The 26,000-nt window shown below is 70.7% G+C and carries 21 protein-coding genes; 15 read left to right on the top strand and 6 right to left on the bottom strand.

The window, feature by feature from the left end:
• Positions 1-147: 147 nt before the first annotated feature.
• Together AB0I18_RS45335 and AB0I18_RS45330 are read right to left on the bottom strand one after the other, a co-directional pair.
• Positions 148-1,194 carry a LacI family DNA-binding transcriptional regulator gene (locus AB0I18_RS45335; RefSeq protein ID WP_363111658.1) on the bottom strand — a complete coding sequence of 349 codons (1,047 nt, stop codon included), beginning with the start codon at positions 1,192-1,194 and terminating at the stop codon, positions 148-150.
• A gap of 293 nt (positions 1,195-1,487) precedes the next feature.
• A complete protein-coding gene (locus AB0I18_RS45330; protein WP_363111661.1) occupies positions 1,488-2,453 on the bottom strand; it encodes a multicopper oxidase domain-containing protein in 966 nt (321 codons plus the stop codon).
• 210 nt (positions 2,454-2,663) lie between these two features.
• On the opposite strand from AB0I18_RS45330, the gene AB0I18_RS45325 reads away from it, so the two are divergent.
• Entirely contained in the window at positions 2,664-5,171 is a 2,508-nt protein-coding gene (locus tag AB0I18_RS45325) for a ThuA domain-containing protein (protein ID WP_363111657.1), read from the top strand.
• 77 nt (positions 5,172-5,248) lie between these two features.
• On the top strand, positions 5,249-7,423 hold the full coding sequence (locus tag AB0I18_RS45320; RefSeq protein ID WP_363111659.1) for a family 16 glycoside hydrolase: 2,175 nt from the start codon (positions 5,249-5,251) through the stop codon (positions 7,421-7,423).
• Between the two features lie 51 nt (positions 7,424-7,474).
• Here the strand turns inward: AB0I18_RS45320 and ligD are convergent, their stop codons facing one another.
• The gene (gene ligD / locus AB0I18_RS45315) at positions 7,475-8,500 is read right to left on the bottom strand and encodes a non-homologous end-joining DNA ligase (RefSeq protein WP_363111656.1); all 1,026 of its coding nucleotides are present in this window, start codon (positions 8,498-8,500) and stop codon (positions 7,475-7,477) included.
• Positions 8,501-8,574: 74 nt separating this feature from the next.
• On the opposite strand from ligD, the gene AB0I18_RS45310 reads away from it, so the two are divergent.
• Positions 8,575-9,645 (top strand): ATP-dependent DNA ligase, encoded by a 1,071-nt coding sequence (locus AB0I18_RS45310; RefSeq protein WP_363111655.1) that lies wholly within the window; start codon positions 8,575-8,577, stop codon positions 9,643-9,645.
• 217 nt (positions 9,646-9,862) lie between these two features.
• Positions 9,863-10,855, top strand: a complete 993-nt coding sequence (locus AB0I18_RS45305; RefSeq protein ID WP_363111654.1) for a DUF3048 domain-containing protein — start codon at positions 9,863-9,865, stop codon at positions 10,853-10,855.
• Positions 10,856-10,973: 118 nt separating this feature from the next.
• Here AB0I18_RS45305 and AB0I18_RS45300 read toward each other — a convergent pair whose 3' ends face one another.
• A complete protein-coding gene (locus AB0I18_RS45300) occupies positions 10,974-11,444 on the bottom strand; it encodes a MarR family transcriptional regulator (protein ID WP_363111653.1) in 471 nt (156 codons plus the stop codon).
• 206 nt (positions 11,445-11,650) lie between these two features.
• On the opposite strand from AB0I18_RS45300, the gene AB0I18_RS45295 reads away from it, so the two are divergent.
• From AB0I18_RS45295 to AB0I18_RS45260, 8 genes are all read left to right on the top strand, one after another.
• A complete protein-coding gene (locus tag AB0I18_RS45295; RefSeq protein ID WP_363111652.1) occupies positions 11,651-12,433 on the top strand; it encodes a CoA transferase subunit A in 783 nt (260 codons plus the stop codon).
• A complete protein-coding gene (locus AB0I18_RS45290) occupies positions 12,433-13,092 on the top strand; it encodes a CoA transferase subunit B (protein ID WP_363111651.1) in 660 nt (219 codons plus the stop codon). Before AB0I18_RS45295 ends, AB0I18_RS45290 begins: the two co-directional genes overlap by 1 nt.
• Complete coding sequence (locus AB0I18_RS45285; protein WP_363111650.1) at positions 13,089-14,291, top strand: thiolase family protein; 1,203 nt, start codon at positions 13,089-13,091, stop codon at positions 14,289-14,291. The genes AB0I18_RS45290 and AB0I18_RS45285 overlap by 4 nt, the downstream gene beginning before the upstream one ends.
• Positions 14,292-14,323: 32 nt before the next feature.
• Positions 14,324-15,100 (top strand): protocatechuate 3,4-dioxygenase subunit beta, encoded by a 777-nt coding sequence (gene pcaH / locus AB0I18_RS45280; RefSeq protein WP_363111649.1) that lies wholly within the window; start codon positions 14,324-14,326, stop codon positions 15,098-15,100.
• Complete coding sequence (gene pcaG / locus AB0I18_RS45275; RefSeq protein ID WP_363111647.1) at positions 15,100-15,699, top strand: protocatechuate 3,4-dioxygenase subunit alpha; 600 nt, start codon at positions 15,100-15,102, stop codon at positions 15,697-15,699. Before pcaH ends, pcaG begins: the two co-directional genes overlap by 1 nt.
• Positions 15,696-17,066, top strand: a complete 1,371-nt coding sequence (pcaB, locus tag AB0I18_RS45270) for a 3-carboxy-cis,cis-muconate cycloisomerase (RefSeq protein ID WP_363111646.1) — start codon at positions 15,696-15,698, stop codon at positions 17,064-17,066. The genes pcaG and pcaB overlap by 4 nt, the downstream gene beginning before the upstream one ends.
• A complete protein-coding gene (pcaD, locus tag AB0I18_RS45265) occupies positions 17,063-18,235 on the top strand; it encodes a 3-oxoadipate enol-lactonase (protein WP_363111645.1) in 1,173 nt (390 codons plus the stop codon). The genes pcaB and pcaD overlap by 4 nt, the downstream gene beginning before the upstream one ends.
• Positions 18,236-18,322: 87 nt before the next feature.
• Positions 18,323-19,129, top strand: a complete 807-nt coding sequence (locus tag AB0I18_RS45260) for an SDR family NAD(P)-dependent oxidoreductase (protein WP_363111644.1) — start codon at positions 18,323-18,325, stop codon at positions 19,127-19,129.
• A gap of 18 nt (positions 19,130-19,147) precedes the next feature.
• Here AB0I18_RS45260 and AB0I18_RS45255 read toward each other — a convergent pair whose 3' ends face one another.
• Entirely contained in the window at positions 19,148-21,826 is a 2,679-nt protein-coding gene (locus AB0I18_RS45255; protein ID WP_363111643.1) for an AAA family ATPase, read from the bottom strand.
• Positions 21,827-22,102: 276 nt separating this feature from the next.
• Between AB0I18_RS45255 and AB0I18_RS45250 the strand changes: the two genes are divergently transcribed.
• The gene (locus AB0I18_RS45250) at positions 22,103-23,074 is read left to right on the top strand and encodes a DUF2510 domain-containing protein (protein WP_363111642.1); all 972 of its coding nucleotides are present in this window, start codon (positions 22,103-22,105) and stop codon (positions 23,072-23,074) included.
• Between the two features lie 175 nt (positions 23,075-23,249).
• On the opposite strand, the gene AB0I18_RS45245 is transcribed toward AB0I18_RS45250, so the two are convergent.
• On the bottom strand, positions 23,250-23,873 hold the full coding sequence (locus tag AB0I18_RS45245) for a TetR/AcrR family transcriptional regulator (RefSeq protein WP_363111641.1): 624 nt from the start codon (positions 23,871-23,873) through the stop codon (positions 23,250-23,252).
• A gap of 213 nt (positions 23,874-24,086) precedes the next feature.
• On the opposite strand from AB0I18_RS45245, the gene AB0I18_RS45240 reads away from it, so the two are divergent.
• Positions 24,087-24,950 carry a phosphatase PAP2 family protein gene (locus AB0I18_RS45240; RefSeq protein WP_363111640.1) on the top strand — a complete coding sequence of 288 codons (864 nt, stop codon included), beginning with the start codon at positions 24,087-24,089 and terminating at the stop codon, positions 24,948-24,950.
• Complete coding sequence (locus AB0I18_RS45235; RefSeq protein WP_363111639.1) at positions 24,947-25,942, top strand: hypothetical protein; 996 nt, start codon at positions 24,947-24,949, stop codon at positions 25,940-25,942. The genes AB0I18_RS45240 and AB0I18_RS45235 overlap by 4 nt, the downstream gene beginning before the upstream one ends.
• Positions 25,943-26,000: the final 58 nt, after the last annotated feature.

Here is a 26,000-nt window from a genome sequence, read left to right as displayed (position 1 = left end):
CGCGCAGTTCCCCGCGCCCCTGAAAGACGGGGCTGCGCCCCTGTCTTTCGTCTTTGGGGGCGGTAGCCCCTGCCCTTGAGGGGCGCGGGGAACTGCGCGCCCGGCCACAACAAGCCCGCAGACAAAAACGGCCAAACCCGTGGAGCGCTACGCCGAGGCCCGCCTCACCAGCGTCGTCGGCAGGACAACACTGGACGGCGCCCCCACCAAACCGCCGGAGGCCCCCGCCGAAACCGTCCGGTCAAGGCCGCGCAACAGCAACCGTGCCATCAGCCGACCCATCTCCTCGATGTCCTGCCGGACCGTCGTGAGAGGCGGGTCGGTCTGCTCGGTGACCGGAAGCATGTCGTCGAACCCGATCACGGCGACATCCTCGGGCACCCGCCGCCCCCGCTCACGCAGCACGCGCAGCGCCCCCGCGGCCGTGAGGTCGTTGGCCGCGAACACCGCGTCCAGGTCCGGACAGCGGCCGAGAAGCTCCCGCATCGCACGCTCACCGCCCGCCGGGGTGAAGTCGCCCTCCGCGATCAGCTTCGGATCGGCGTCCACCATGACGTCCCGGAACCCGTCGAGCCGGTCGACCGCCGAGGTCTGGTCCAGGGCGCCGGTGATGTGGGCGACACGACGACGGCCGAGCCCGACCAGATGGCGTACGGCCTCGCGGGCGCCACCCCGGTTGTCACTGTCGACGTAGACCGCGCCGCGCGTACCGTCACTCCAACCGGGCCGCCCGCCGTACACGGTCGGCACACCGTGGATGAGCCCGGGCAGCGGGTCGTCGAGGTGCAGCGAGAAGACGAGCGCGCCGTCGACGTGACCGCCGGCGAGGTACCGGCCGACACGGGCGTGGTCGTCGCGCCCTTCCGTCAGCAGCAGCACGAGCTGCGAGTCGTGCGCGGTCAACTCTTTACTGATCCCCCTGAGCTGAAGCGCGAAGAAGGGGTCCGCGAAAACCCTGGTCTCCGGCTCCGCGATCACCACGGCCACCGCGTCGTGCCGTCGGGTGACGAGACTCCGCGCGGCCTGGTTGGGCACGTAGCCGAGTTCCTCCACGGCCTGCCTGACGCGTTCGACCAGGGGTTCTCGCACACCGTCACCGCCGTTGACGACACGCGACACGGTGGCCCGGGAGACGCCGGCCCGGGCGGCCACCGCCTCCAGCGTGGGGCGTGGCTCTGTCGTCTGGTCGGTCACCTCGGGGCTCCTAAGGGCGGCGGTTGCCGATCAGGATAGCCGCCGTTCGACCCCTTCCTGAGAGCGCTCCCCGACCCAGCCCCGCCGACACGGTCGAGCCGGGTCCGGGCTACCGGACCTCACCACTGGATTGCCACAGCAACAGATTTCGCACTGGTCACAGGCACGTGGCAGCGGATTCCTCCTGCCCGCAGCAGATTCCGGCGCCCCGCAAGGGGCGCGGGGAACTGCGCGCCCAGCCACAACGAACCCGCAGCCAAAACCGGCCCAGCCCGCGGAGCGATACGCAGAGCTCAATGCCCGTGCGACGACTCGCGCGGCTCGTACCCCGGAATCGTCCCGTCCGTCTTCTTCACCAGGAACAGCCCCGCCATCCCCATGTCCGAGTGGCTCTGGACATGACAGTGGTACATCCACGCGCCCGCCCCGACCCCCTCCCCCGCGATCACCTGGAAGCCGAACGAGTCCGCCGGTCCCACGATCTTGTTGTCGATGACCTGGCTGGGGTCGTCGGGCCCGGTCAGCAACCCCGTGCGGTTGTCCGCCCAGCGGTGACCGTGCATGTGGAACGTGTGGTAGTACTCGCCGTGCGTGATCATCACGATCTCGACGCGATCACCCACCGTGGCCTCGAAGTTCGGGCTCTGGTGACCGGGCTTGTTGTTGATCATCATGTCGTTGAAGACGATCGTGTACGTCTTGTCCGGGAGGATGTCGCCCTTGCGGCGGACGATCACCGGCCCGTACAGCCCCTTGCGGAGCCCGCCCGTGCCGTGCTCGGTGCCGACGACGTGGTCGTGGTAATGCCAGTAGCCCGCGCTGCCCGCCCGCCAGGTGCCGTCCTTGCGGCGGCCGGGCGCGTGGGTGCGCCAGGTGTACGTGCGCGTCCCGCCCGGCTCGACATCGCTCTTGCTCAGCTTCGTGCCGTCGCTGGAGGTCTCGTAGTCCAGGCCGTGGACGTGCAGGCTCACCGCCACGTCCATCGTGTTCTCGAACTCGATGTGCACCGTGTCGCCCTCGTTGAGTTCGATGAGCGGGCCGGGGATCGAGGCCTTGCCCTTCTCCAGGCCGTAGCCCATCTGGCCGTCGGGGAGCTTCTCGGCGTACAGCTTGATGCGCCGGACCTCTCCCCCGGCCGGTGCGGTCTTGGGCGGGGTGTCGGCGCTCACCGCCGCCGATGCCGAGGACAACGATGTCGCGCCGGCGACCACGGCCGTCCCACCCAAGAGCATCCGCCGGTTGAAGCCACGTCTGTCCATGCCGGTACCCATGCCGGTTCCCATGCCGAACTCCCCACCCTGGTACGGAAATGACGCAGATGAACCTGTGAGACCGTAGCGGCGCCGCCGCCGTTTATCCACACTCAGGACAAAGTTCGCGTCATTCCGGTCATAGCTATTGGCGAGCTGCGCGAAAAGGTCTAGCTTCCATGGCGCTGTTGCTGTGACCGACGAGGAGTGGGTGACCACATGCGGCTCACACCGCACCAAAAGCCTTTGACCGTACGAGGGTTGAGCAGAGCAAGACGTAGAGGCTGGGCGGCCTCACTGGCCGCCGGAGCCATCATCACCGGGGTGCTTTCGAGCCCACCCGCGAGCGCGCGCCCGGCGCCCGAACCACCGCTGACAACGATGTCGATCAAGTCGCCTCCCGGCGGCGCCAACGTACGTGTGCTGATCTTCCATGGTTCCGCGGCGGGCGGCGAGGAGTCGCCCGTCGTCAACGCCGGTATCGAGGCGATCGAGAAGATCGGCCTGTCGGGCCCGGCGGCGCAGCGCTTCAAGGTCGTGGCCACGGACGACGCCTCGGTCTTCACCGACGAGACGAGGCTCGGCCGCTTCAACGCCGTCGTCTTCCTGACGGGCGGCGGCGACGTCCTCGAACCCGAGCAGGAGGCGGGTCTGGAGGCGTACATGGAGGCGGGCGGCGGTTTCCTCGGCGTCCATGACGCGGCCCGCGCCGAGCCGTACTCGGACTGGTTCACGGGGCTGGTCGGCGCCCGTCCGGCCGCTTCCAGCCCAACAGCCGTACAGCGGGCGACCGTTGAGGTCGGCGACCGGCAACACCCGGCGACGAAGGACCTGCCGCTCCAGTGGAAGCGCCCCGACCAGTGGCTGAACTGGACCAAGAACCCCTCGGGCGACGTGCACACCGTGGCGCGCGTCCGCGAGTCGACGTACCAGCCGGGCGACAGCAAGAACGGCGCGGACCACCCGGTGTCCTGGTGCCGTGACTACGACGGCGGCCGCTCCTTCTACACCGGCATGGGCGGCACGGTCTCCTCGTACGACGAGGCGGACTTCCGCGCCCATCTGCGCGGGGCGCTGATGTGGACGACCCGCATCGCACAGGCCGACTGCAAGGCCACGATCAACGCCAACTACAAGGCGGAGCGCCTGACCCAGCCCAACCAGCCGGGCCAGAACGACCAGATCGGCGAGCCGCACGGCCTGGTCAACGCGCCCGACGGACGCGTGCTCTACATCGGCCGCGGCGGCGCCGACTCCTCGGCGCCCGTCGTCACGGACTGGAACAACCCGGACATCGGCAAGGGCAAGGGCGAGATCCACGTCTACGACCCGAAGACCAAGAAGGTCACCCTGGCCGGCGCGCTCACCGTCTTCGGCAACAAGGGCGGCGGCGACGAGCTGATCAAGGTCGAAGAGGGGCTGCTCGGCATCGAGCTGGACCCGCGGTTCGAGCAGAACGGCTGGGTGTACCTGCACTACACGCCCCACTCGCGGATCAACCGCGACACGCGGATGGCCGAGCGCTACGTCTCCCGCTTCACGCTCGACTCCGCCACGAACAAACTGGACCTGAACAGCGAGAAGGTCCTGCTGAAGTGGCCGGTGCAGATCCACAGCTGCTGCCACTCGGGCGGCGGCATGGCCTGGGACTCCAAGGGCAACCTCTACATCGCCACGGGTGACAACAACTCCAGTGGCTTCAGCGGCGGTTACTCGGGCAACAACCCGCAGCCGAACTACAAGGGCGTCTCCTTCGCGGACGCCCGCCGCACCTCAGGCAACACCAACAACCTCAACGGCAAGATCCTGCGCATCCATCCGGAGTCCGACGGCACGTACACCCTGCCCGACGGAAACCTCTTCACCGGCAAGGAGACCGCCGAGGGCGGCGGCAAGACGCGCGGTGAGATCTATGTGATGGGGGTCAGGAACCCGGCCCGCATCTCCGTCGACAAGAAGACCGACACCCTCTTCGCGGGCTGGGTCGGGCCGGACGCCTCGGCGCCGTCGACGACCTGGGGCCCGGCGAAGTACGACACGTTCGCCGCGATCACCAAGCCGGGCAACCACGGCTGGCCGTTCTGCATGGGCAACAAGCAGCCCTACCGGGACCGCAACCTGCCCGATCCGACGCAGCCGCTAGGCTGGTACGACTGCGACGCCCCGAAGAACGAGTCGCCCAACAACAACGGCCTCGTCAACCTCCCGCCCGTCACCTCGAACACCATCTGGTACTCGCCCCAGGGCGGTGGCCCGGACTTCCCGCGTGACGCCAACGGCATCCCCTCGTACAAGGCGGAGGAGCAGACCTTCCTGCTGCCGTGGCTGAAGGGCGGCGGGCAGGCGGCCATGAACGGGCCGGTCTACCGGTACGACGCCGCGTCCGCGAGTGCCGCCAAGTGGCCCTCGTACTGGGACGGCAAGTGGTTCGTCGGCGACTTCTACGACGCCGACCAGCCGCGGCACGCCGTGCTGCTCGACCCCAAGACGGCCGGGCAGGGTGGAATTCCGGTGCACGCCGAGTCCCTGAAGAAGATCATTCCCATCGGCAACGACGGCATCAAGAACCTCATGGACTGGAAGTTCGGCCCCGACGGCACGCTGTACGTCCTCGACTACGGACGCGGCTTCTTCACGTCGGACTCCAAGTCCGCGCTGTGGCAGGTGACGTACAAGGGCGGCGGCCCCACGCCTGCCGCCGATCAGCTGGCCAGGGAGGCGCAGTGACGAATCTGACGGCTGTACGAAGGCGAAGAACCGCAAGAGCCTCACTTCTGTGGACGGCTCTGCTGGCGTCGCTGCTGATGGTGCTCGGGCTGACGTCGGCGTCGGCGTTCGGGCAGACCGACAACGCACCGGCCAACGGTGCGGGTACCGCTGCCGCCGCCGCGCAGACACTGACGTGGACAGCCGGCAACGACATCGACAAGTACACCTCCGCGCCCGCCACGGCGGTCGCGGGCGCGACGACGATCGTCTTCGAGAACAGCGTGGCGACCGGCAACACCACCGGTATGCCGCACACGTTGACGTTCGACGTCTCCGACCCGGAGTACAACAACGACGTCCAGCTCAACATCCTGGCCAACCCGAACGACGACCAGGGCGGCAAGTACACCGCCGAGGTCACGCTCACCCCCGGCCGGTACCGCTACTACTGCACCATCCCCGGCCACGGTCAGATGCAGGGCATCCTCGTGGTCACCGAGGGCACCGGCGAGGACAGCACGGCACCCGAGACGGCGGCGACCGTGACCGGTTCGCAGAACGCGGACGGCGCGTACGTCGGTTCGGCGACCGTGGCCCTGAGCGCGACCGACGCGGGTTCGGGCGTGGACCGGATCGAGTACGCGATCGGCGACGCGGGTGCCTGGCAGCCGTACACCACGCCGGTGGTGGTCGATCAGGTGGGCGCCCACAAGGTCCGCTACCGAGCGGTCGACAAGGCCGGGAACATGGCCGCCGAGAAGACGGCGGAGTTCACGGTGGTGCCGCCGTCGACGGACGACGAGACCCCTCCGGACACGTCGGCCACCGTGAGCGGCGAACAGAATCCCCAAGGGCAGTACCTCTCCATGGCGACCGTCACCGTGTCCGCCTCGGACACCGGGTCCGGCGTCAACACCATCGAGTACGCGCTCGGTGACGCCGGTGCCTGGCAGCCCTACACGGCTCCGGTGATGGTCCACGAAGTGGGCACGCACAAGGTGCGGTACCGGGCCACGGACAAGGCGGGCAACGCCGCCGCGGAGAAGTCCGTCGAGTTCACCGTCGTGGCTCCGCCGGTGGAGGACAAGACTCCGCCGGTGACGGGGGTGAACGTCGAGGGCAGCAAGAACTCCTCCGGGGCCTACATCAACACCGCCAGGGTCACGGTGACCGCCACCGACGAGGGCGGTTCGGGGGTCGCCGCGATCGAGTACTCGCTGGACGGCGGCCCGTACCTGGCGTACACGGCTCCCGTCGTGGTCGACCGCGTGGGCGCGCACACGGTGGCGTACCGGGCGAGCGACAAGGAAGGCAACACCTCCGCGGCGCGGACCGTGAGCTTCACTGTCGCGTCCGGCGGCGGGGTGCCGGCACCCAACTGCGCCGAGTACGACGAGCGGTTGACGGTCATCGTCGGCACGGTCGACTCGGGTGTGCCGAACCGGATCACCAACAGCCGGTGCCGCGTCAACGAGTTGATCGAGGACGAGAAGGAGTGGACGTCCCACGCGCTGTTCCTCAAGCACGTGAAGACCGTCCTGGACAAGCTCCTCAAGGAAGGCGTCATCGACCAGCGCGAGTTCAACCTGATCACCAAGGCGGCCAAGCAGTCCGGCATCGGGAAGCCCGGCCAGACCGAGGGCTACCGGACGATCCTCGACGGAACCGAGGCGTCCTTCGCCAAGTGGCAGCAGGTGGGCGGTGGTTCGTTCGCGCCGAACGGCGACGGGTCCATCACGTCGGGGACGACGAAGGCCGGGCTCGGCATGCTGTGGTTCCCCGAGCGCAAGTACGGCGACTTCTCGCTGAAGCTCCAGTGGCGGGACGACGCGCCGGGCACGGGGAACGCCAACTCCGGTGTGTTCGTGCGCTTCCCGGGGGTCCACGACCACCCGGAGGAGTCGCGGCCGGAGTGGGTCGCCATCAAGTACGGGCACGAGGTGCAGGTGTTCGACAGTCCCAGCGGCGACATGTACAAGACCGGTTCGGTCTACGGCTTCGACCGGGTGGGTCTGGCCGGTGCGGGTGTCACCCAGAAGGGCACCTGGAACGACTACGAGATCCGCGTGGTCGACCAGCACTACTCGGTGTACCGCAACGGCGTGCTGATCAACGAGTTCGACAACACCGGCGGCCAGGACTTCACCCCGCCGCGCTCGGACGACCCGGGCACGGACGGGCGGCGGTTCGCCTCCGGTTATGTCGGACTGCAGGTGCACGGCACGACGGACGTGGTCTCCTACCGGGACGTCCGGATCAAGGAGTTGTAGGCAGCTTCTTGGAGTTGTAACCGAGTGATAGGCGCCAAGGGGCCCCGCAACTCACGGAGTTGCGGGGCCCTCGCGCTTCGCGCGGCTCGGCTGTACCCGCTTCGGCTCGCCCGGCATCTTCGGGTACTCCGGCGGGTACGGCAGGTCCCCGAGTCCGTGGTCGTGCTCGTCCCGGTCGGCGAGTTCGAGCAGGGCTTCGAGCGAGAAGGCGTGGGCGTCCATGTCCGCGTGCACGTCGCCGAGTTCGGCGAAGCGCGCGGGCATGGTGGCCAGGTCGAAGTCACGGGGCACGGCATCGGCCACCTCGTCCCAGGTGAGGGGTGCCGACACCGGGGCGTGCGGGTGGGGGCGTACGGAATAGGCGGAGGCGATGGTGCGGTCGCGGGCCGTCTGGTTGTAGTCGACGAAGATCTTCTCGCCGCGCTCCTCCTTCCACCAGGCCGTGGTCACCCGGTCCGGCATCCGGCGCTCCAGCTCGCGCGCGACGGCGATCGCCGCGCGCCGCACCTGAGTGAACGTCCACCGGGGCCGGATCGGTACGAAGACGTGGATGCCCCGGCCGCCGGACGTCTTCGGCCAGCCGCGCAGGTCGCCGAAGTCGTGGAGTACGGAACGGAGTTCGTAGGCGGCGCGCACCGCGTCGGAGTAGTCGGTGCCCGGTTGCGGGTCGAGGTCGATGCGCAGTTCGTCGGGGCTGTCGACGTCGTCCCGGCGCACCGGCCAGGGGTGGAAGGTCAGCGTGCCGAACTGGGCGGCCCACAGCACGGCGGCGACCTCGGTGGGGCACATCTCGTCGGCGCTGCGACCGCTCGGGAAGGTGATGTGCGCTGTGGGGATCCAGTCGGGCATGTTCTTCGGCGCCCGCTTCTGGAAGAACGACTCGCCGGTCACCCCGTCGGGGTAGCGCTCCAGGGTCGTGGGCCGGTTCCGCAGGCCGCGCAGGATGCCGGGGCCGACGGCGAGGTAGTACTCGGCGAGGTCCAGCTTCGTGAAGCCGCGCTCCGGGAAGAAGATCTTGTCGGGGCTGGACAGCCGTACCGTTCGGCCCGCCGCCGCCAGCTCCACCGCGTCACCCATGCGAGCCACGGTAGGCGTACCGCACATACCTCGCACATCGGGCGAATTCTCGCGGAGCCGCGCAGAATCGGACCATGGATCTGCCGGTGATGCCGCCCGTGAAGCCCATGCTCGCCAAGTCGGTGGCGAAGATTCCGCCGGACATGCACTACGAGGCGAAGTGGGACGGGTTCCGGGCGATCGTCTTCCGGGACGGTGACGAGATCGAGATCGGCAGCCGCAACGGAAAGTCGCTGGTCCGGTACTTTCCCGAGCTGGTGGCGGCACTGCGGGAGCGGCTGCCGGAGCGCTGCGTGATGGACGGCGAGATCGTGATCGCGCGCGGCGGACGGCTGGACTTCGACGCGCTCTCGGAACGGATCCACCCGGCGGAGTCGCGCGTGCTGATGCTCGCCGAGCGGGACCCGGCGTCGTTCGTGGCGTTCGACCTGCTCGCGCTCGCCGACGAGTCACTCCTCGACGTCCCGCTGAGCGACCGGCGGGCGCTGCTGGAGATGGCCTTGTCCGATGTCACGGCCCCCGTGCACGTGGCGCCGGCGACCACGGACATCGAGGTGGCCCAGCGGTGGTTCGAGCAGTACGAGGGCGCGGGCCTCGACGGGGTGGTCGCCAAACCGCTCACCCTGCGCTACCGGCAGGACGAGCGCCTGATGTTCAAGATCAAGCACGAGCGCACGGCGGACGTGGTGGTCGCGGGCTACCGCCTCCACAAGAGCGGTCCTGTCGTCGGTTCGCTGCTGCTCGGCCTGTATGACGCGAAGGGCACGCTGCAGCACGTGGGGGTGTGCGCGGCGTTCACGATGAAGCGGCGCGAGGAGCTGATCGCGGAGCTGGAGCCGCTGCGCATGGAGTCTGCCGCGGGGCACCCCTGGGCATCCTGGGCGGACGAGTCGGCGCACGAGACGGCACGGCTGCCGGGCGCCCCGAGCCGCTGGTCCGCCAAGAAGGACTTCTCCTGGGTGCCGCTGCGACCGGAGCTGGTGTGCGAGGTGGCGTACGAGCACATGGAGAACGGCGAGCGCTTCCGGCACATGGCCCGCTTCCGCCGCTGGCGCCCCGACCGCACACCCGAGAGCTGCACCTACGCCCAGCTGGAGGAGCCGGTCGGCTACGACCTGGCGGACGTCCTGGGACCGCAGGACTGAGCGACCCCTCAGCCACGCCGGCCCGGAGCTTTCGGAGCCTTTCGTCCGCGCCCGGTTGCGCCTTCCGGGCGATCATGCGCCCGCTGACCTCGTCGAATCACCACACCCGTTACCTGCTTGGCCCATCGCAGGCCTTCGATCTTGGTTCATTGGGTATTCCCTCATTGAACCTATAAGCTGAAAAGCGGAGAAACGGGGCATCGTGGGTACGGTAGGCATGAGACGGACGGGGCGCACGAGACGCTCCGCGATGGCGACGACGCTGCTGGCCGCCGCGATGGCGGGCTCCGTGGTGGTGGGCTGCACCCAGGACGACACCCCGGCGACCGACGGACGCGGGCAGGCCCCGGACAGCACGGAGACCTCCGACGGGGCCAGTGAGAGCGCGGCGCCCGCCGCCGGTTCACCGCTCGCCGTGAAGATCGACAACGCCGGCGCCGCCCGGCCGCAGACAGGGCTGGACTCCGCGGACATCGTGTACGCGGAGCAGGTGGAGGGCGGCCTCAGCCGCCTGATGGCCGTGTACGCGACCCAGCTGCCGCAGGCGGTCGGCCCGGTGCGCAGCGCGCGGGAGTCCGACCTGGAGCTGCTGCGCCAGTTCGACGAGCCGACGCTCGCCTTCTCGGGTGCACAGGGCAAGCTGCTGCCTCTGATCAACAAGGCGCCCCTGCACGCGGCACTTCCGGAAGAGGAAGCGAACGCGTACTACCGGGGCGCGGACAAACCCGTGCCGCACAACCTCTACCTTCGCCCCCGGCAACTGCTGAAGTCCGCGCCGGGAGCGGACGCGCTGACGACGGGGTTCACGTACGGCGCGCCGCCCACGGGCGGCAAGGCCGAGACCACGCGCACGGTCCGCTTCCCCGCGGCCCGCTTCACCTTCACCTGGTCCGAGGACCGGAAGAGCTGGCTGGTGTCGATGGACGGCACGCCGACCGTGACGACCGACGGGAAGCGAGTGGCCGCCGCGACGGTCGTCGTGCAGTACGTGAAGGTGCGGAAGTCCAGGTTCGGCGACTTCCTGGGCAACAACACGCCGTACACGGAGACCGTCGGTTCGGGCACCGCGAAGGTCCTCCGCGACGGCCGGTCCTTCGACGCCGACTGGAAGCGCACATCGGCCGAGGACGGAACAGACTTCACCACAAAGAACGGCACCCCGATGCCCTTCGCAAAGGGCCAGGTATGGGTGGTCTTCGCCAAGGCCTGAGCCGCCCAAGAGGGGCGCAGCCCCGCAAGGGGCGCGGGGAACTGCGCGCCCAGCCACGACCGGCCCGCAGCTCACGTACAACCGCTACTGTCCCGCCGTTTCTTCACCCCAAAAGAGCTCAGCCCTGCACAACAAACGGCTCCGACTCCCCCGCCCGGCGAAGCCCCTCCGCCGCGTCAGAGACCCGCTGGATCAGATCGAAGAAGAGCCCCTGCTCCTCGGCGGAGAGCGGGGCCAGAAAGACCTGGTTCATCCGAGCCGTCCGCACGGTCAGCTTCCGATGGGTCCGCACACCCTCATCCGTGAGCCGCAGCAGGAACCGCCGGCCGTCCTGCGGGTCACGCACCTTGCCGAGGAGCCCGCGGCGGCTGAGCCGGCTGATGACCTCGGCGACGGTGGACCGGTCCAGACCCACCCGCTCCCCCACCGTGCGCTGGTCGAGGCCCGGCTCGGCGACGAGCGCGTTCAGGACCGCGAACTGGGGCGAGGTGATCTCCTCGGAGACCATCGTGTTCCACAGCAGGTAGTGCGCCTGCTGCAACCGCCGGGCCAGGTGCCCGGGGTGGGTGGAGAGATCCACCGCGGCCATGTGCGCTCCTAATTCGTTGGTGTACTGAACGATACCGGGCAGCGGCTCACCTTGTCTCGCCCCGACGACGAGACTCTGACCTGCCGCTTCTCTGGGACCCTTGACGACTCAGGGCTAGGGTGGCAGCGTGTTCGAAACCTCGAAGAAATACTCAGTGCCCTGACTAATTCAGACACTGGACGCTCGGGAGAGATGGGGCTTCACGGATGGACAAGGTGGTCGCCACAGCCGCCGAGGCGGTGGCCGATGTAGCCGACGGCGCGACACTCGCGGTCGGTGGGTTCGGCCTCAGCGGTGTGCCGAATGTGCTGATCCAGGCGTTGTACGAGCGTGGAGTCTCCGGCCTGGGCATCGTCTCCAACAACTGCGGGGCGATGGAGTCGGGCCTGGCGGTGCTGCTGGCGGCCGGGCGGATCGGCCGTGTCACGGGGTCGTACATCGGGGCGAACAAGGAGTTCGCGCGGCAGTATCTGGCCGGTGAGCTGGAGGTCGAGATGATCCCCCAGGGCACGCTGGCCGAGCGGCTGCGGGCCGGTGGGGCCGGCATCCCGGCGTTCTTCACCCCGGCGGGTGTCGGCACACAGGTCGCCGACGGCGGGCTGCCGTGGCGGTACGACGGTGCGGGCGGCGTCGCGCTCGCCTCGCCGCCCAAGGAGGTGCGGGAGTTCGACGGTACGGAGTACGTACTGGAGCACGGCATCCGTACCGACTTCGCGCTCGTCCGGGCGGCCAGGGGCGACCGGCACGGGAATCTCGTCTTCAACAAGTCGGCGCGGAACTTCAACCCCCTGGCGGCGATGGCCGGGCGGGTGACGATCGCCGAAGTCGAGGAACTCGTGGAGCCGGGTGAGATCGACCCGGACGCGGTGCACCTGCCGGGGATCTTCGTGCAGCGTGTCATCGCACTCACCCCGCAGCAGGCGAACGCCAAGATGATCGAGCAGCGGACGGTTTCGGCGCCCGCGGCCAACGGGACGGTGAGCGAGTAATGCCCTGGAGCAGAGAAGAGATGGCGGCCCGCGCCGCGCGCGAGCTGCGGGACGGCCAGTACGTCAACCTCGGCATCGGCCTGCCGACCCTGATCCCCAACTACCTCCCGCCGGACGTGGAGGTGATCCTGGAGTCGGAGAACGGGATCCTCGGCACCGGCCCGTATCCGACCGACGACCAGGTCGACCCCGACCTCATCAACGCCGGCAAGGAGACGGTCACCGTCCTGCCCGGCGCCTCCTACTTCGACTCCTCGCTGTCCTTCGGGATGATCCGCGGCGGGCACATCGACGTCGCCGTGCTGGGCGCCATGCAGGTCTCCGCCGGCGGTGACCTGGCCAACTGGGCCATCCCCGGCAAGCTGATCACCGGGATCGGCGGTGCGATGGACCTCGTCCACGGCGCCCGCAAGGTCATCGTCGTGATGACCCACACCGCGAAGGACGGTTCCCCGAAGATCCTGGAGGAGTGCGCGCTGCCGCTCACCGGCAAGGCCTGCGTCAACCGGATCATCACCGACCTGGGCGTGCTGGACGTGACGGAGGAGGGCCTGGTGCTCGTCGAGACCGCGCCGGGCGTCACCGCCGAGGAGATCGTGGCCAGGACCGCCGCGAAGGTTCGTACCGCCGAAGAGCTCGCTGAGGAGACCCAGTCGTGAAGGACGTCTACATCGTCGACGCCGTCCGGACCCCGTTCGGCAAGTACAACGGCGCTCTCGCGGGCGTCCGCCCGGACGACCTCGCCGCCCACGCGATCCGTGAACTCCTCGCCCGTACACCGGACTTGGACCCCTCCCGGATCGAGGACGTGTACTTCGGCAACGCCAACGGCGCCGGTGAGGAGAACCGCAACGTCGCCCGTATGGCCGGCCTCCTCGCCGGCCTGCCCACCACAGTCCCCGGCGTCACCGTCAACCGGCTGTGCGCCTCCGGCCTGGAAGCCGTCATCCAGGCCGCCCGCGCCATCGCGATGGGCGACGCCTCCATCGCCCTGGCCGGCGGCGTCGAGTCGATGACCCGCGCCCCTTATGTGCTGCCCAAGAACGACAAGCCCTTCCCGGCCGGCCACACCGAGCTGTACTCCACCACGCTCGGCTGGCGCATGGTCAATCCGAAGATGGACCCTCAGTGGACCGTCCCGCTGGGCGAGTCCGCCGAACTCATCGCCGACAAGCACAAGATCAGCCGCGAGCAGCAGGACGAGTTCGCCCTCGCCAGCCACCAGAAGGCCGCCGCCGCCCAGGCAGCCGGTCTCTTCGACGGCGAGATCGCGCCGGTCTCCATCCCGCAGCGCAAGGGCGACCCGGTCGTCTTCGGCGCCGACGAGTGCGTACGCGCCTCCGCGTCCCTCGACGCGATGGCCAGGCTCAAGCCGTCCTTCCGCACCGAGCACGGCACGGTGACGGCGGGCAACGCCTCCCCGCTCAACGACGGTGCCGCCGCCCTGCTCCTAGTCGACGAGGAAGGTCTCCGAGCGACCGGCCGCGAGCCGCTCGCCCGTGTCTCCGCCTCCGGCGTCTCCGCGATCGACCCGCACTACTTCGGACTCGCCCCCGTCGAAGCCGTCAATCGCGCACTCGCCAAGGCGGGCAAGGGATTTGACGATCTGTCAACGCTTGAGCTGAACGAGGCGTTCGCCGCACAGGTCCTCGGCTGCGTCGCCGAGTGGCCGGAGTTCGACCCGTCGATCCTCAACCCGCAGGGCGGTGCCACCGCCCTGGGCCACCCACTCGGTGCCTCGGGTGCGCGCCTCGCCGGCACCGTCGCGCACCAGCTGGCCCGGCAGGGCTCGGGTGTCGGCGTCGCCACCCTGTGCATCGGCGTCGGCCAAGGCCTCGCCCTCGTCCTCGAACGCTAAGACTCACAGGACCCGGACACGTAGGAATCCTCATGCCTCCTCTGACCCAGTCGGACATCGACACCGAGGTCGACGACCTCCAGAACGCGTACGACAAGGCCCTCGCCGAGGGTGCGCCGGCGCGGAACCATCCGCCGCGCGACTACGCCCCGTACCGCAGTTCTGTGCTGCGGTACCCCAAGCAGCCGCTGGTCGCGGTGAGCGGCGGCGACCCGGAGACGGTCGAGCTGTCCGGGCCGGTGTTCGGCCCGACCGACATCACCGACATCGACAACGACCTGACCGTGCAGCACCAGGGCGAGCCGCTCGGCGAGCGCATCACCGTCTCCGGCCGGCTGCTCGACCGCGCGGGCCGCCCGGTGCGCGGCCAGCTCATCGAGCTCTGGCAGGCCAACGCGTCCGGCCGGTACGCACACCTGCGCGACCAGCATCCGGCCCCGCTCGACCCCAACTTCACCGGTGTTGGACGGGTCCTGACGGATGATCAGGGACACTACTTCTTCCGTACGATCAAGCCGGGCGCGTACCCGTGGCGCAACCACACCAACGCGTGGCGGCCCGCGCACATCCACTTCTCGATGTTCGGCACGGCGTTCACCCAGCGGCTCGTGACGCAGATGTACTTCCCGAACGACCCGCTCTTCCAGTACGACCCGATCCTGCGCTCGGTGACCGACGAGTCGGCCCGTAACCGCCTGGTCGCGGCGTACAACCACGACCTTTCGCAGCCCGAGTTCTCGCTCGGCTACGAGTGGGACATCGTTCTCGACGGTCCCTCCGCCACCTGGATCGAGGAAGGCCGCGACTGATGACCGCCCCCACCGAGAGTCCCGAGCAGTTGCTGCCCACGCCGTCCCACACCGTCGGCCCCTTCTACGGGTACGCGCTGCCCTTCCCCGAGGGCGGGCAGGTCGCACCCAAGGGCCACCCCGACCAGATCGTCCTGCACGGGTACGTACTGGACGGCGAGGGCAAGCCGATCCCGGACGCGCTCCTGGAGTTCTGGCAGGCGGGCCCGGACGGCTCCCTCAAGGGCGCCCCCGGTTCGATGCGCCGTGACCCGGTGACCGGCGGCTACCTCGGCCGCAACGGCATCGACTTCACCGGTTTCGGCCGGGTCGCCACGGACGCCGACGGCCACTACGCGCTCTACACGCTGCCGCCGGGCAACCCCGGAGTGCCGTACATCAGCGTGTGCGTGTTCGCGCGCGGGCTGCTGCACCACCTGTACACCCGGGCGTATCTGGCGGCGGGCGGCACCGAGGGCACCGGCACGGACGCGCTGCTCGACTCGCTGCCCGCGGAGCGCCGCGCCACGCTGATCGCGGCCGAAGGACCGAACCGCACGTACCGTTTCGACATCCGCCTTCAGGGCGAAGGCGAAACGGTCTTCCTGGAGTTCCAGTGACAGCTGTCGACCCCGTCGACCCGGTTGATTCCGACGCCGGTCTGCTCGCCCCCGGGCGGGCCGGCTCCGCCGCCGAGTCCGCGACGGGCGACCGCGCCTTCCTCCAGGCGCTGCTCGACGCGGAGTCGGCGCTCACCCGCGCACAGGCGGCCCTCGGCCTCGCCCCGGCGGAGGCCGCCGACGCGGTCACCGGGGCGGCCGACGCGGCACGCTTCGACCTGCACGCCCTCGCGCGGGCGGCGCGAGGGGGCGGCAATCCGGTGATTCCGCTGGTCGCCGACCTGACCGCGGCGGTCGTGACGGCCGCCACGGAGAACGGGAAGGCGTACGCCTCGTACGTCCACCGGGGCGCGACCAGCCAGGACATCATGGACACCGCCATGATGCTGGTCGCCGTACGGACGCTGGACCTGGTCCTCGCCGACCTCGCCCGTACGGAGCGTGCGCTGGCGCGGCTGGCGCGGGAGCACCGCGACACGGTGATGCCGGGGCGGACGCTCACCCAGCATGCCGTGCCGACCACGTTCGGGCTGAAGGCGGCGGGCTGGCGGTCGCTGGTGCTGGACGCGAGGGACCGTCTTCGGGCCGTGCGGGACGGCCTTCCGGCTCAACTGGGCGGCGCGGCGGGCACGTTGGCGGCGTTCGGTGCGTACGGCGCCTCGGACACCGGGCCCCTCGTCGAGGCGTACGCCCGTGAACTCGGCCTCGCCGCACCGGTGTTGCCCTGGCACACCCTCCGTACGCCCGTCGCCGACCTGGCGGGCGCCCTCGCGTTCACCGCCGGCGGCCTCGGAAAGGCGGCCACGGACGTGCTCACCCTCGCCCGTACGGAGATCCGCGAGCTGAGCGAGGGCGCGGGCGGCGGGTCCTCCGCGATGCCGCACAAGGCGAACCCCGTGCGCTCCACGCTCATCGCCGCGGCGGCCCGCCGCGCCCCGCAGCTCGCCGCGACGCTGTACGGCTCCCTGGTCGCCGAGGACGAACGGCCCGCCGGTGCCTGGCACGCCGAGTGGGAACCGCTGCGCGACCTGCTCCGGCTGGTCGGCGGCGCGGCACGGGACGCGGCCGAGCTGACCGAGGGCCTCCAGGTGCACGCCGACGCGATGCGCGCGCACCTGGACCTCACGCACGGACTGATCGTCTCCGAGCGACTGTCCGCCGAGCTCGCGCCGGTGCTCGGGCGCGCCCGCGCCAAGGAACTGCTCACGCGGGCCGCGCGGCAGGCCACCGCCGAGGGCCGACGGCTGGTCGAACTCCTCGCTGAAGAGCCCGAGTTGAAGGATCTCGACCTGGTGGACCTCACCGACCCCACCCAATACACCGGTTCCGCCGGAGCCCTCACCGACCGTGCCCTGGAGCGACGTTGACCACCCAGCCGACCGTCCCGAACGGCAACAGCAGCAGCAAGAACGGCGAACTTCCGCACTACCGCACCGAGGGGTCCGCCACCGCTCCCCCGCTTCTCCTCGGTCCGTCCCTCGGCACGTCGATGGCCCTCTGGGACAAGGTCGCACCCGAACTCTCCGTCACCCACCGGGTGGTGCGCTGGGACCTGCCTGGCCACGGTGGCTCCTCGGCCGGTCTGATCGGCCCCGGCGCGACCGTCGCCGAACTCGCCCGACTGGTGCTCGCGCTCGCCGACTCACTCGGCATCGACCGGTTCTCGTACGCCGGTGTCTCGCTCGGGGGCGCGGTCGGGCTGTATCTCGCGGTGCACCACCCGGAGCGGGTCGAGCGGCTCGCCGTGATCTGTTCCTCGGCGCACTTCAACGGCTCCAAGCCGTGGGAGGAGCGGGCGGCGCTCGTCCGTGCCGAGGGGCTGGCGAAGCTCGCCGAGAGCGCCGACTCCCGCTGGTTCACGGGTGGTTTCACCGTTCCGGAGCTGGTCGAGGACCACCGGACGGCGGATCCGGACGCGTACGCCGCCTGCTGTGACGCGCTCGCCGCCTTCGACATCCGTGAGCAGCTGCCGCGGATCGGCGCGCGCACACTGCTCGTCGCCGGCCGCCAGGACCCGGCGACCCCGCCCGCACATCTCCGCGAGATCGCGGACGCGGTGCCCCATGCAGCGCTCGTCGAGATCCCGGGCGCCTCGCACCTCGCGCCCGCCCAGTGCCCGGAGGCCGTACTCACCGCCCTGCGCGCGCACTTCGACGGGGGCGCCAAGCGGGGTATGGAGGTGCGTCGGCAGGTGCTCGGGGATGAGCACGTGGACCGGGCGCAGGCCCGGCAGTCGGAGTTCACGGCGCGGTTCCAGGACTTCATCTCGCGGTACGCGTGGGGCGAGATCTGGACGGACGAGACCCTGGCCCGCCGCGAGCGCAGCATGATCACGCTGACCGCGCTGGTGGCGCACGGGCACTACGACGAGCTGGCGATGCACATCCGCGCCGCCCGCCGCAACGGGCTCACCCCGGAGGAGATCGGCGCGGTGCTGCTGCAGACGGCGGTGTACTGCGGGGTCCCGGCGGCCAACTCGGCGTTCGCCGTGGCCCAGCGGGTGCTGGCCGAGGAGGACGGGACCGCCGCGGAGTGACCCCGCTCGTCGCAGCAGGGTGACCCTGCCGGTCGTAGCTTCAGCAGCACCTCGCACACGCGTCCGCCCTGTGCCTAGGCTGGATGTATGCCCACTGTTCTGATCACCGGTGCCACCTCCGGACTCGGCCGTTACGTCGCCTTCGAGCTGGTCCGCTCCGGATATGTCGTCCTCGCCCACGGCCGCGACCCCGACCGTACGGAGCGGCTGGTCGCGGAGCTGCGTACCGAGGGCGAGGCGCACGGATTCGTCGCGGACCTGGCGTCACTGGCGCGCGTACGGGAGCTGGGCGAGCGGGTCGCGGCGGCGCATCCCCGGCTCGATGTGCTGATCAACAACGCGGGGATCGGCTTCGGTTCACCCGGCGGCGGGCGCGAGGAGAGCGCCGACGGGCACGAGCTGCGGTTCGCGGTCAACTACCTCGCCCCGGTCGCCCTGACCCGCGCCCTGCTGCCGGTGCTGCGCGCGAGTGCTCCCGCCCGGATCGTCAACGTCGGCTCGGCGGGCCAGCAGCCCCTGGACTTCGACGACATCGGGATGACCCGGACCTACGACGGCGTGACGGCGTACCGCCGCAGCAAACTCGCCCTCGCCGCGCACACCTTCGCCCTCGCCGAGGAACTCGCGGGCACCGGCGTCTCGGTGAACGTGCTGCACCCCGCCACCTTCATGGACACCGCGATGGTCCGCGATGCCGACGTCACGCCCTTGTCCACCGTGGCCGACGGGGCGGCCGCCGTCCTGGCCCTCGCCACCGCGGAGTCGGGCCAGGACATGACGGGCCGGTACTTCGACGGTACGAGTCCCTCGCGGGCCCACTCGGACGCGTACGACCGTGAGGTGTGGAAGCGCCTGTCGACGGTGACGGACCGGCTGCTCGGGGCAGGGGCCTGAGAGCCTGCTGCTGAACCCTCAGTGCAGGCCGCGGCCCTTGTCGAGTACCTCCCGGGCCCTGGCCACCAGGCCGTCCGCACCGCAGGAGCGCGCCAGCGTCAGGCCGCGGTTGAGTTCTGTGGGGGAACGGGCCGCGATGCCGTACTCGACGCGGGCCGCGGCGTGTTCGTAGGCGCAGGGTGACGCTTCGAGGTACGCGACGGCCTGGGCGTACAGCGTGACCGAGCGCTGGCCGGTCTCCAGGGCGGCGGCACAGCGCAGGGCCTCGCCGATCGACGTGTCGGTACCGAAGCGCTCGGCCTGGGCCCGGGCGTCGGCCGCCACCTCGGCGGCGCGGCGCGGGTCCTGGGCGGCGAGGGTCCGGGCGAGGTCTCCCGCCCAGGGCGCCATCACCGTGTTGTGGCCGCCGCGGGACGCGGACATCTTCTCGGCGGTCTCCAGCTCGTTCACGCCCTCTTCGACGCGGCCGGTGGCGATCAGCAGCCGGCCCCTTATCGAGTGGGTGTCCGGCAGGACGATCGTGGACGGGTGGGGCGGTTCGAAGGCGTACCGCTCGGCGACCTCCTCGGCCGCGCCGACATGGCCGCGGGCGAGCAGCGTGTCGATGAGCATGCACGCCGCGGACCAGTGCATGGGCAGCCTGCTGCCCACCCGGTCGGCCAGCCTGAGCGCCTCGCGCAGAAAGGCCTCCGCGTCCGTGAGGCGGCCCCGTCTGCGATGGACGTAGCCGCCGAAGGCGGTCGCGAGGGCCAGATGGCCACCGCTCCACCCGGCGGTCTCGTAGGTCCGCTGCGCGTCGCTGAAGAGGCTTTCGGCGCGGTCGAGCCGGTCCGCGTACGTGTACGAGATGCCGAGCATCATGAGGAGCTCGAAGCTCCACTCGGTGTCGGTCCAGCCGAGACCGGGCGCGAGGCGGCCGTTGACCAGGGCGCGGTCGCAGAGCTCGACGACCTCCTCGGCGTTCTCCCCGCGGGTCATGGCGTCGAAGGCGCGCAGGATGAGCAGGGCGCGCTCGGAGTTGTCGCGGCCGCTCAGCGGTTTGACGAGCTGGGCGAGCCGGCGGGAGCGGCCGGACGCGTCCTCCTCGCCCGCGTGGATGCCCTCCCACATGTAGTGCACGGCTTGGAGGCGCATTCGGGCGGGGCCGGCGTCCAGGCGGGCGGCCTCCGCGTCGACCGTGGCGACCGCCTCCTCCAACTGGTCGTTGTGGACGAGCGCCTGGGAAAGACGGCAGACCGCGTCGACGCGCAGGTCGTCCTCCAGGCCGTGCACGGTGAGCGCCTCCCGCAGGTGCCCGATGGTGGTCGCGGGCGAGGTGAGGAGCGTGGCGCAGCCCAACTCGTAGAGCACGCGCGCGTGAGAGCCCGGCAGCGGAGGTTCCAGCAGGGCGCGCTCCAGACAGCGGCGGGCCGCGTCCGGGGCACCGACGGCGAGGTGCTCGCGGGCGGCCTCGCGCATCTGCTCGACGAGCTCGGGATCGTCGTCCGGGTGCACTTCCAGGAGGTGCCGGGAGGCCGCGGCGGCGCCGAGCCCGGACGCGGTGACTACCGCGGCGGCCACGCCGTGCATCGCGGTGCGCAGCGCGTCCGGGATCGAGCGGTAGACGGCGCTGGCGATGAGCGGATGGACGAACTCCAGGTCGCCTTCGGCCCCTTGACCGCTCGCCCGGTCGGCCTCGGTGAGGATGCGCGCCGCGCCCAGCCGGGTCGCGCAGCGCTGCGCCTCGTCGAGCTGCATGCCGGCGAGCTCGGCCGCCAGGTCGAGGGAGATCTGCGTACCGAGGACGGCCGCCGCCCAGGCGAACTTCGTGGCGTCGACGCCGAGCGCTTCGAGCCGGTCGACAAGGCCGCGGCCGCGCGCCGAGTGGTTGAGGGCGCGCAGGTCCGCGGCCGTGCCCTCGACCGGTTCGAGGCCGGTGTCCTGGACCTTGGCGAGGAGTTCCACGGTCTCGTACGGGTTGCCGCCGGTGACCGCCCAGACCTCGCGGCAGAACGGGGCGTCGGCGTGCGCGCCGAGGGTGGCCCGGGTGAGTCCGGCCGCGGCGTCGGGTGTCAGTGCGCTCAGGGTGGCGAGCGGGCGGGCGGCGGCGCCGATGGTGTCGAGGTGGCGGGCGCTCTCGCCGGTGGCTTCGCCGGGGCGGCGGGCGACCACGACGAGGACGGGCAGGTCGTCGAGGCGCTCCGCGAACGCGGCCAGCCAGTGCAGGGTCTCCTGGTCGGCCCAGTGCGCGTCGTCGACGAGCAGCACCAGCGGCCAGTCGCGCCGGGCGAGCCGGCGCACCGCCGCGACCAGACCGTCGCACACGCCTTGCGGGTCGGCCTGGCGCGCGCCCGGTTCCGCTATCCCGAGGGCGGGTCCGGCGATGTCGTACCAGTCGCCGAAGTACTCACGCGCCTCGTCGGGCATCAGCGCCACGAGCGCGGGCTGCAGCAACTGCCGTACGACATTGAACGGAACGGACGTGATGGTCTCGCCGCCGCGCACCGACCACACCGTGCACTTGCGTGTCTCCGCGATCCGCCGCGCCTCGGCGAGGAGTGCGGTCTTGCCGATGCCGGCCTCGCCGCTGAAGACCAGCAGGCTGCCCGAGGAGGAGCCCGCGCACAGGGCGTCGACCGCCTCCGCGACCGCGGCGAGTTCCGCGTCGCGCTCCCAGAGGGGTACCGAGGCGGCCGGTCCCGGCCTTACCTCCGTCATCCCGCTACCTCCCCAGGTCGCCCAAACGACGTACAGGCCTTGAGCCTAGCCCTCCGGAAGCCGCGGTGGTGGCCGGTCGGAACAGCTGTTGCCGTGACGGGTGACGGCGGTGGACCGGAGGCGACGGACGGGGCCGCCGACCAGCGCGGGTGAAGGTCATCGACCGTCAACAGCCGTGAACCGGAACCGACTTCCCGGCCGGGCGCGACCGGGCCGGAGCGAAATCGGCGCGGATCCTCTCATCCGGCTTTCACCCACGCCTCATACGGTGGACCCATGACGCAGGCGACTCCTCCCGGCTGGTATCCCGACCCCGGCCAGACAAGTGACGGCCCCGCCACGCAACGCTGGTGGGACGGTAGAACATGGACGGACCAGACCCGCCCCGCCGACTCGGCTTCCGCCGCGTGGGGTCCCCCGGTGTTTCCGCCGGGCGCGGGGTCGTATCCGGGTGATCCCGGTGTGCGGCCCGGTGGCCCGCGGCGCGGAGTGCGCACGGCCATAGCCGTGGCGGTGGCCGTGGCGGTGCTCGCGGGCATAGGCGGCGGCGTGTACGCGCTGACCGCGAACGACGGCTCGGGCGGCGGCCAGGACAACGCCCGGTCGGCGCCCACACCGCCCGGTGGCCCGGAGGGGCAGGACGGCGGCGGCCAGGGCGGTCCCGACGGCCCGGGCGGCGGTGAGAGCGCGATCCCGCAGCCGGAGCAGACCGAGGGCGGTTACGCCGCGGACCTGATCAACGGCATCAGCCTCCCCGTGCCGGACGGCTTCACCGGCGGGTCCATGCAGGTGGGCGCCCAGGTGACGTCCAAGGACTCCTACAAATGCCCCGGCGACACCACGAAGAAATGCACGCGGGGCGGCGCGTACTCGGCCCCCGCGATCGCGCTCCAGCTCAAGGCCACCACCGCCGAGGCCGCCGCGAAGGAGGACATCTCCAAGAACGCCGAGGAGTCCTACGGCGGCAAGAGCTACGGCGAGATCACCTCGCACGACGAGCTCTCCTCCAAGGCGGTCACCGTGGCCGGGCAGAAGGGCTACGCGGTCCGCTGGAAGGTCGTCACGAGCAAGGGCGACGACGGCTACGTCGAGTCGCTCGTCTTCCCCGCGCCCGCCAACGCCAAGCAGCTCGTCGTCGTGCGTTTCGGCATCGACGTCAGTTCCAAGGCGCCGGAGCAGTCCGTGATAGACGAGATAACCAAGGGCATCAAGGAGTCCGCGGGCGGCGGCAACGGTCAGACCGTGTAACCGCCGGTCGCGGGAGTCCGGAAACCAGTCGGCCGGATGAGGCGCCTCTCCGCTCAAGAGGAACCCCACCCGGCCGGATGGTGTGCGCCGCCCCCGTCCCCACGGTGCGGCGCGAGCAGGTCACCGTCCAGTCATCCCGTGGACGGTGGCCTGGGTCGTAGGGGCCCTTAGGGCCCTAGCCGGTGTCCGACAGTCCGAGGGCCGGCAGCAGGGCCACCTCCACATAGCGGACGAGATAGTCCGCGTCCGCGTACCGCCCTTCCAGGAGCGGCCGGACGCGCACCATGCCGAGCAGCTGCGCCGGCACGAACTCCAGGGCTGGATGGTCGGCGGAGATCTCGCCCCGGTCGACCCCCCGCCGGATCATCTCCCGGAGCCCGCCGAGCTCGGGTTCGACCATCACGGCGTGCAGCTCGCGCTGCAGTTCGTCATCCTGCAGGAGCGCCGGACCGAGCGCCTGGAAGAGCCGGGTGTCCTCGTCGGACCGCTCCCCCGCCGCGCGCGCGGCCGCGCGCAGATCGCCGGCCAGCGAACCGGTGTCGATACCGCTGAACTTGGGACAGCTGTTGGCGCGCAGCGCGGCGGCCACGAACTGCGGCTTCGTCTTCCACTGCCGGTAGAGCGTGGACTTGCTGCACCGCGTGCTGGCCGCGACACCCTCCATGCTCAGCGCGTCGTAGCCGCACTCACGGATCTGGTCGAGCGCGGCGTCGAGGAACTCCCGCTCACGCTCCGGCGTGATCTTGGAGCGGCGCGAGGCGACGACCGTCTCCGGTCCGTCCGCTGCCTGCGACGTCATGGGTCTTCTCCTCGCTCGTCTCCGCAACCCCAGAGGGCTGCTTACCAGTGTGTCTTATCTCCTATCGAAACGCTAGTGTACCGGAACGCCATCGTATCGGTACACTGGCGTATCGATGGGCCTTGGACAGGACCCACTCCTCTGTCGAGTGGACTTTGTCCTGGGTTCACCACGCACCAGCACACGCAACACCTTCAGCGAAGGGGCCGGGGGATGGAATGCCCAACCGAGCCTGCAAAGAAGGGGTCCGCCGCCACACGGCGGCCGCCCCTCGTCCGTGAGCTCCTGCTCGTCGCGGGACTGTTCCTCGTCTACAAGCTCGGCCGGCTGCTGGCCACGGGCCACACCGGTGAGGCCTTTCGCAACGCGCGCCACGTGTGGGACCTGGAGCGGTTCCTGCATCTGCCCGGCGAGGGCGCCGTACAGTCCGCGCTGCTGCAAAGCGACACCCTCGTGCACGTCGTGAACACCTACTACGCGACCGTCCACTTCCCCGCCACCGCGGCCTTCCTGGTCTGGCTGTATCTGCGGCGGCCCGGCCACTACGTATGGGCCCGCCGGGTCCTCGCCGCGGTCACCGCCGCCGCCCTGGTGGTGCACCTCACGTTCCCGCTCGCCCCGCCGCGCATGCTCGCCATGACGGGCCTGGTGGACACCGGGCAGGTGTACGGGCCCACGGTGTACGGCGCCTCGCCCGAGGCGGACTCGCTGTCGAACCAGTTCGCGGCGATGCCGTCGCTGCACTTCGGCTGGGCCCTGATCGTGGCTATCGGCCTGATCGCCGCGACCCGGTCGCGCTGGCGCTGGCTGTGGCTCCTGCATCCGCTGCTCACCCTGCTGGTGATCGTCGGTACGGCCAACCACTACTGGCTCGACGCGATCGTGGCGGCCGCGCTCCTCGGCATCGCCCTCGCCGTGATCCGCCTGCCGAAGCGGACGGCGGCGACCGACGGGAACACCCGGGAACTCGTCGTCGCGGAGGACACGGAAGGTTCCGTACGAGAAGTACCGGAAGCACTGGTACCGGACGCGCCGGACGTACCGGAAGCGCCCGAGCTCGTGGGAGCCGGACGATGAACGCCACCCTTGTCGCCGTCGTCCTGTCGTTGTTCTCGTCCGTCGCGTACGCGGCCGCCGCCGTGGCCCAGGAGCGGCTCGCCGCGCGGACCTCCGACGCCGGAGTGCTGCGGCTGCTGGGCAGCGGTGCCTGGTGGTGGTCGGTCGGACTCAACGCGTCCGCCGCGCTGCTGCACGTGGCCGCCCTCAAGTACGGCACCCTCACCCTGGTCCAGCCGCTCGGCGCGCTCACCCTGGTCGCCGCGGTGCCGCTGGGCGCGCGGATGGCGGGGCGGCGGGTGAGCGCCGTCGAGTGGCGCGGTACCTCGCTGACGCTGATCGGGCTCGCCGCGCTGCTCGTCACGGCCTCCGGGCCCGCGCCCGACGACGTGCTGAGCGTCCCGCAGGCGCTGGCGGTCGCCGGCACGACCGCGGCCCTCATCGGCCTGCTGGCCCGGCGCGGCGCGCGCTCCGGGCTGCGGCACGCGACCGCTTCCGGCTTCGCCTCGGGTGTCGCCTCGGCGCTCACCCAGACCGTCACGGTCGCCGCGACGGACCGCTCGGATTCGCTGCTCAGCGGGCAGGTGATCGTGGTGGCCCTGCTGGTCGCGGCCTTCGCGGCGGGCGGGCTGCTGCTCTCCCAGGTCGCCTACCGGGGCGGCCTCGGCGCGCCGCTCGCGGTGGTGACGCTGGCCAATCCGTTCGCCGCCGCGGTCACCGGACTCTCACTGCTCGGCGAGCGCCTGCAGGGCGGGGCGGCGGGACTGCTGCTGGCACTGGCCGGGGCGGCGATCGCGGCCTGGGGTGTGGTGACGCTGTCGCGTTCCACACCGGTGTCTTCGGCGGCGGAGCCGTTGGCCGAGCCTCCACTGACTTCGGTGACTTCGGCGGTAGAGGAGCAGCATCCGGTGGCCGCGGTTCTCGCGCTGGAACCCGGATCGGCGTCGCGCGAGCCCTCGTTGCTGCCGCGGCAGCCGGCGCCTCCGGCATCCGGGCACCTCACACCGCTCTGACGTACTCCACCTACACGAACACGAAGGGGGCGGCCGGCGCGTACTGGGTATACGCGCC

This window comes from Streptomyces sp. NPDC050704 (assembly GCF_040654355.1).
Classification (GTDB): domain Bacteria; phylum Actinomycetota; class Actinomycetes; order Streptomycetales; family Streptomycetaceae; genus Streptomyces.
This window is presented reverse-complemented; position numbering and strand designations above follow the sequence as displayed.

Coding starts and splice junctions, on each gene's coding strand:
- AB0I18_RS45330 (WP_363111661.1), bottom strand. CDS start 2,453: ATGGACAGACGTGGCTTCAACCGGCGGATGCTCTTGGGTGGGACGGCC.
- AB0I18_RS45325 (WP_363111657.1), top strand. CDS start 2,664: ATGCGGCTCACACCGCACCAAAAGCCTTTGACCGTACGAGGGTTGAGC.
- AB0I18_RS45320 (WP_363111659.1), top strand. CDS start 5,249: ATGGTGCTCGGGCTGACGTCGGCGTCGGCGTTCGGGCAGACCGACAAC.
- ligD (WP_363111656.1), bottom strand. CDS start 8,500: ATGGGTGACGCGGTGGAGCTGGCGGCGGCGGGCCGAACGGTACGGCTG.
- AB0I18_RS45310 (WP_363111655.1), top strand. CDS start 8,575: ATGGATCTGCCGGTGATGCCGCCCGTGAAGCCCATGCTCGCCAAGTCG.
- AB0I18_RS45305 (WP_363111654.1), top strand. CDS start 9,863: ATGAGACGGACGGGGCGCACGAGACGCTCCGCGATGGCGACGACGCTG.
- AB0I18_RS45300 (WP_363111653.1), bottom strand. CDS start 11,444: ATGGCCGCGGTGGATCTCTCCACCCACCCCGGGCACCTGGCCCGGCGG.
- AB0I18_RS45295 (WP_363111652.1), top strand. CDS start 11,651: ATGGACAAGGTGGTCGCCACAGCCGCCGAGGCGGTGGCCGATGTAGCC.
- AB0I18_RS45290 (WP_363111651.1), top strand. CDS start 12,433: ATGCCCTGGAGCAGAGAAGAGATGGCGGCCCGCGCCGCGCGCGAGCTG.
- pcaH (WP_363111649.1), top strand. CDS start 14,324: ATGCCTCCTCTGACCCAGTCGGACATCGACACCGAGGTCGACGACCTC.
- pcaG (WP_363111647.1), top strand. CDS start 15,100: ATGACCGCCCCCACCGAGAGTCCCGAGCAGTTGCTGCCCACGCCGTCC.
- AB0I18_RS45260 (WP_363111644.1), top strand. CDS start 18,323: ATGCCCACTGTTCTGATCACCGGTGCCACCTCCGGACTCGGCCGTTAC.
- AB0I18_RS45255 (WP_363111643.1), bottom strand. CDS start 21,826: ATGACGGAGGTAAGGCCGGGACCGGCCGCCTCGGTACCCCTCTGGGAG.
- AB0I18_RS45250 (WP_363111642.1), top strand. CDS start 22,103: ATGACGCAGGCGACTCCTCCCGGCTGGTATCCCGACCCCGGCCAGACA.
- AB0I18_RS45245 (WP_363111641.1), bottom strand. CDS start 23,873: ATGACGTCGCAGGCAGCGGACGGACCGGAGACGGTCGTCGCCTCGCGC.
- AB0I18_RS45240 (WP_363111640.1), top strand. CDS start 24,087: ATGGAATGCCCAACCGAGCCTGCAAAGAAGGGGTCCGCCGCCACACGG.
- AB0I18_RS45235 (WP_363111639.1), top strand. CDS start 24,947: ATGAACGCCACCCTTGTCGCCGTCGTCCTGTCGTTGTTCTCGTCCGTC.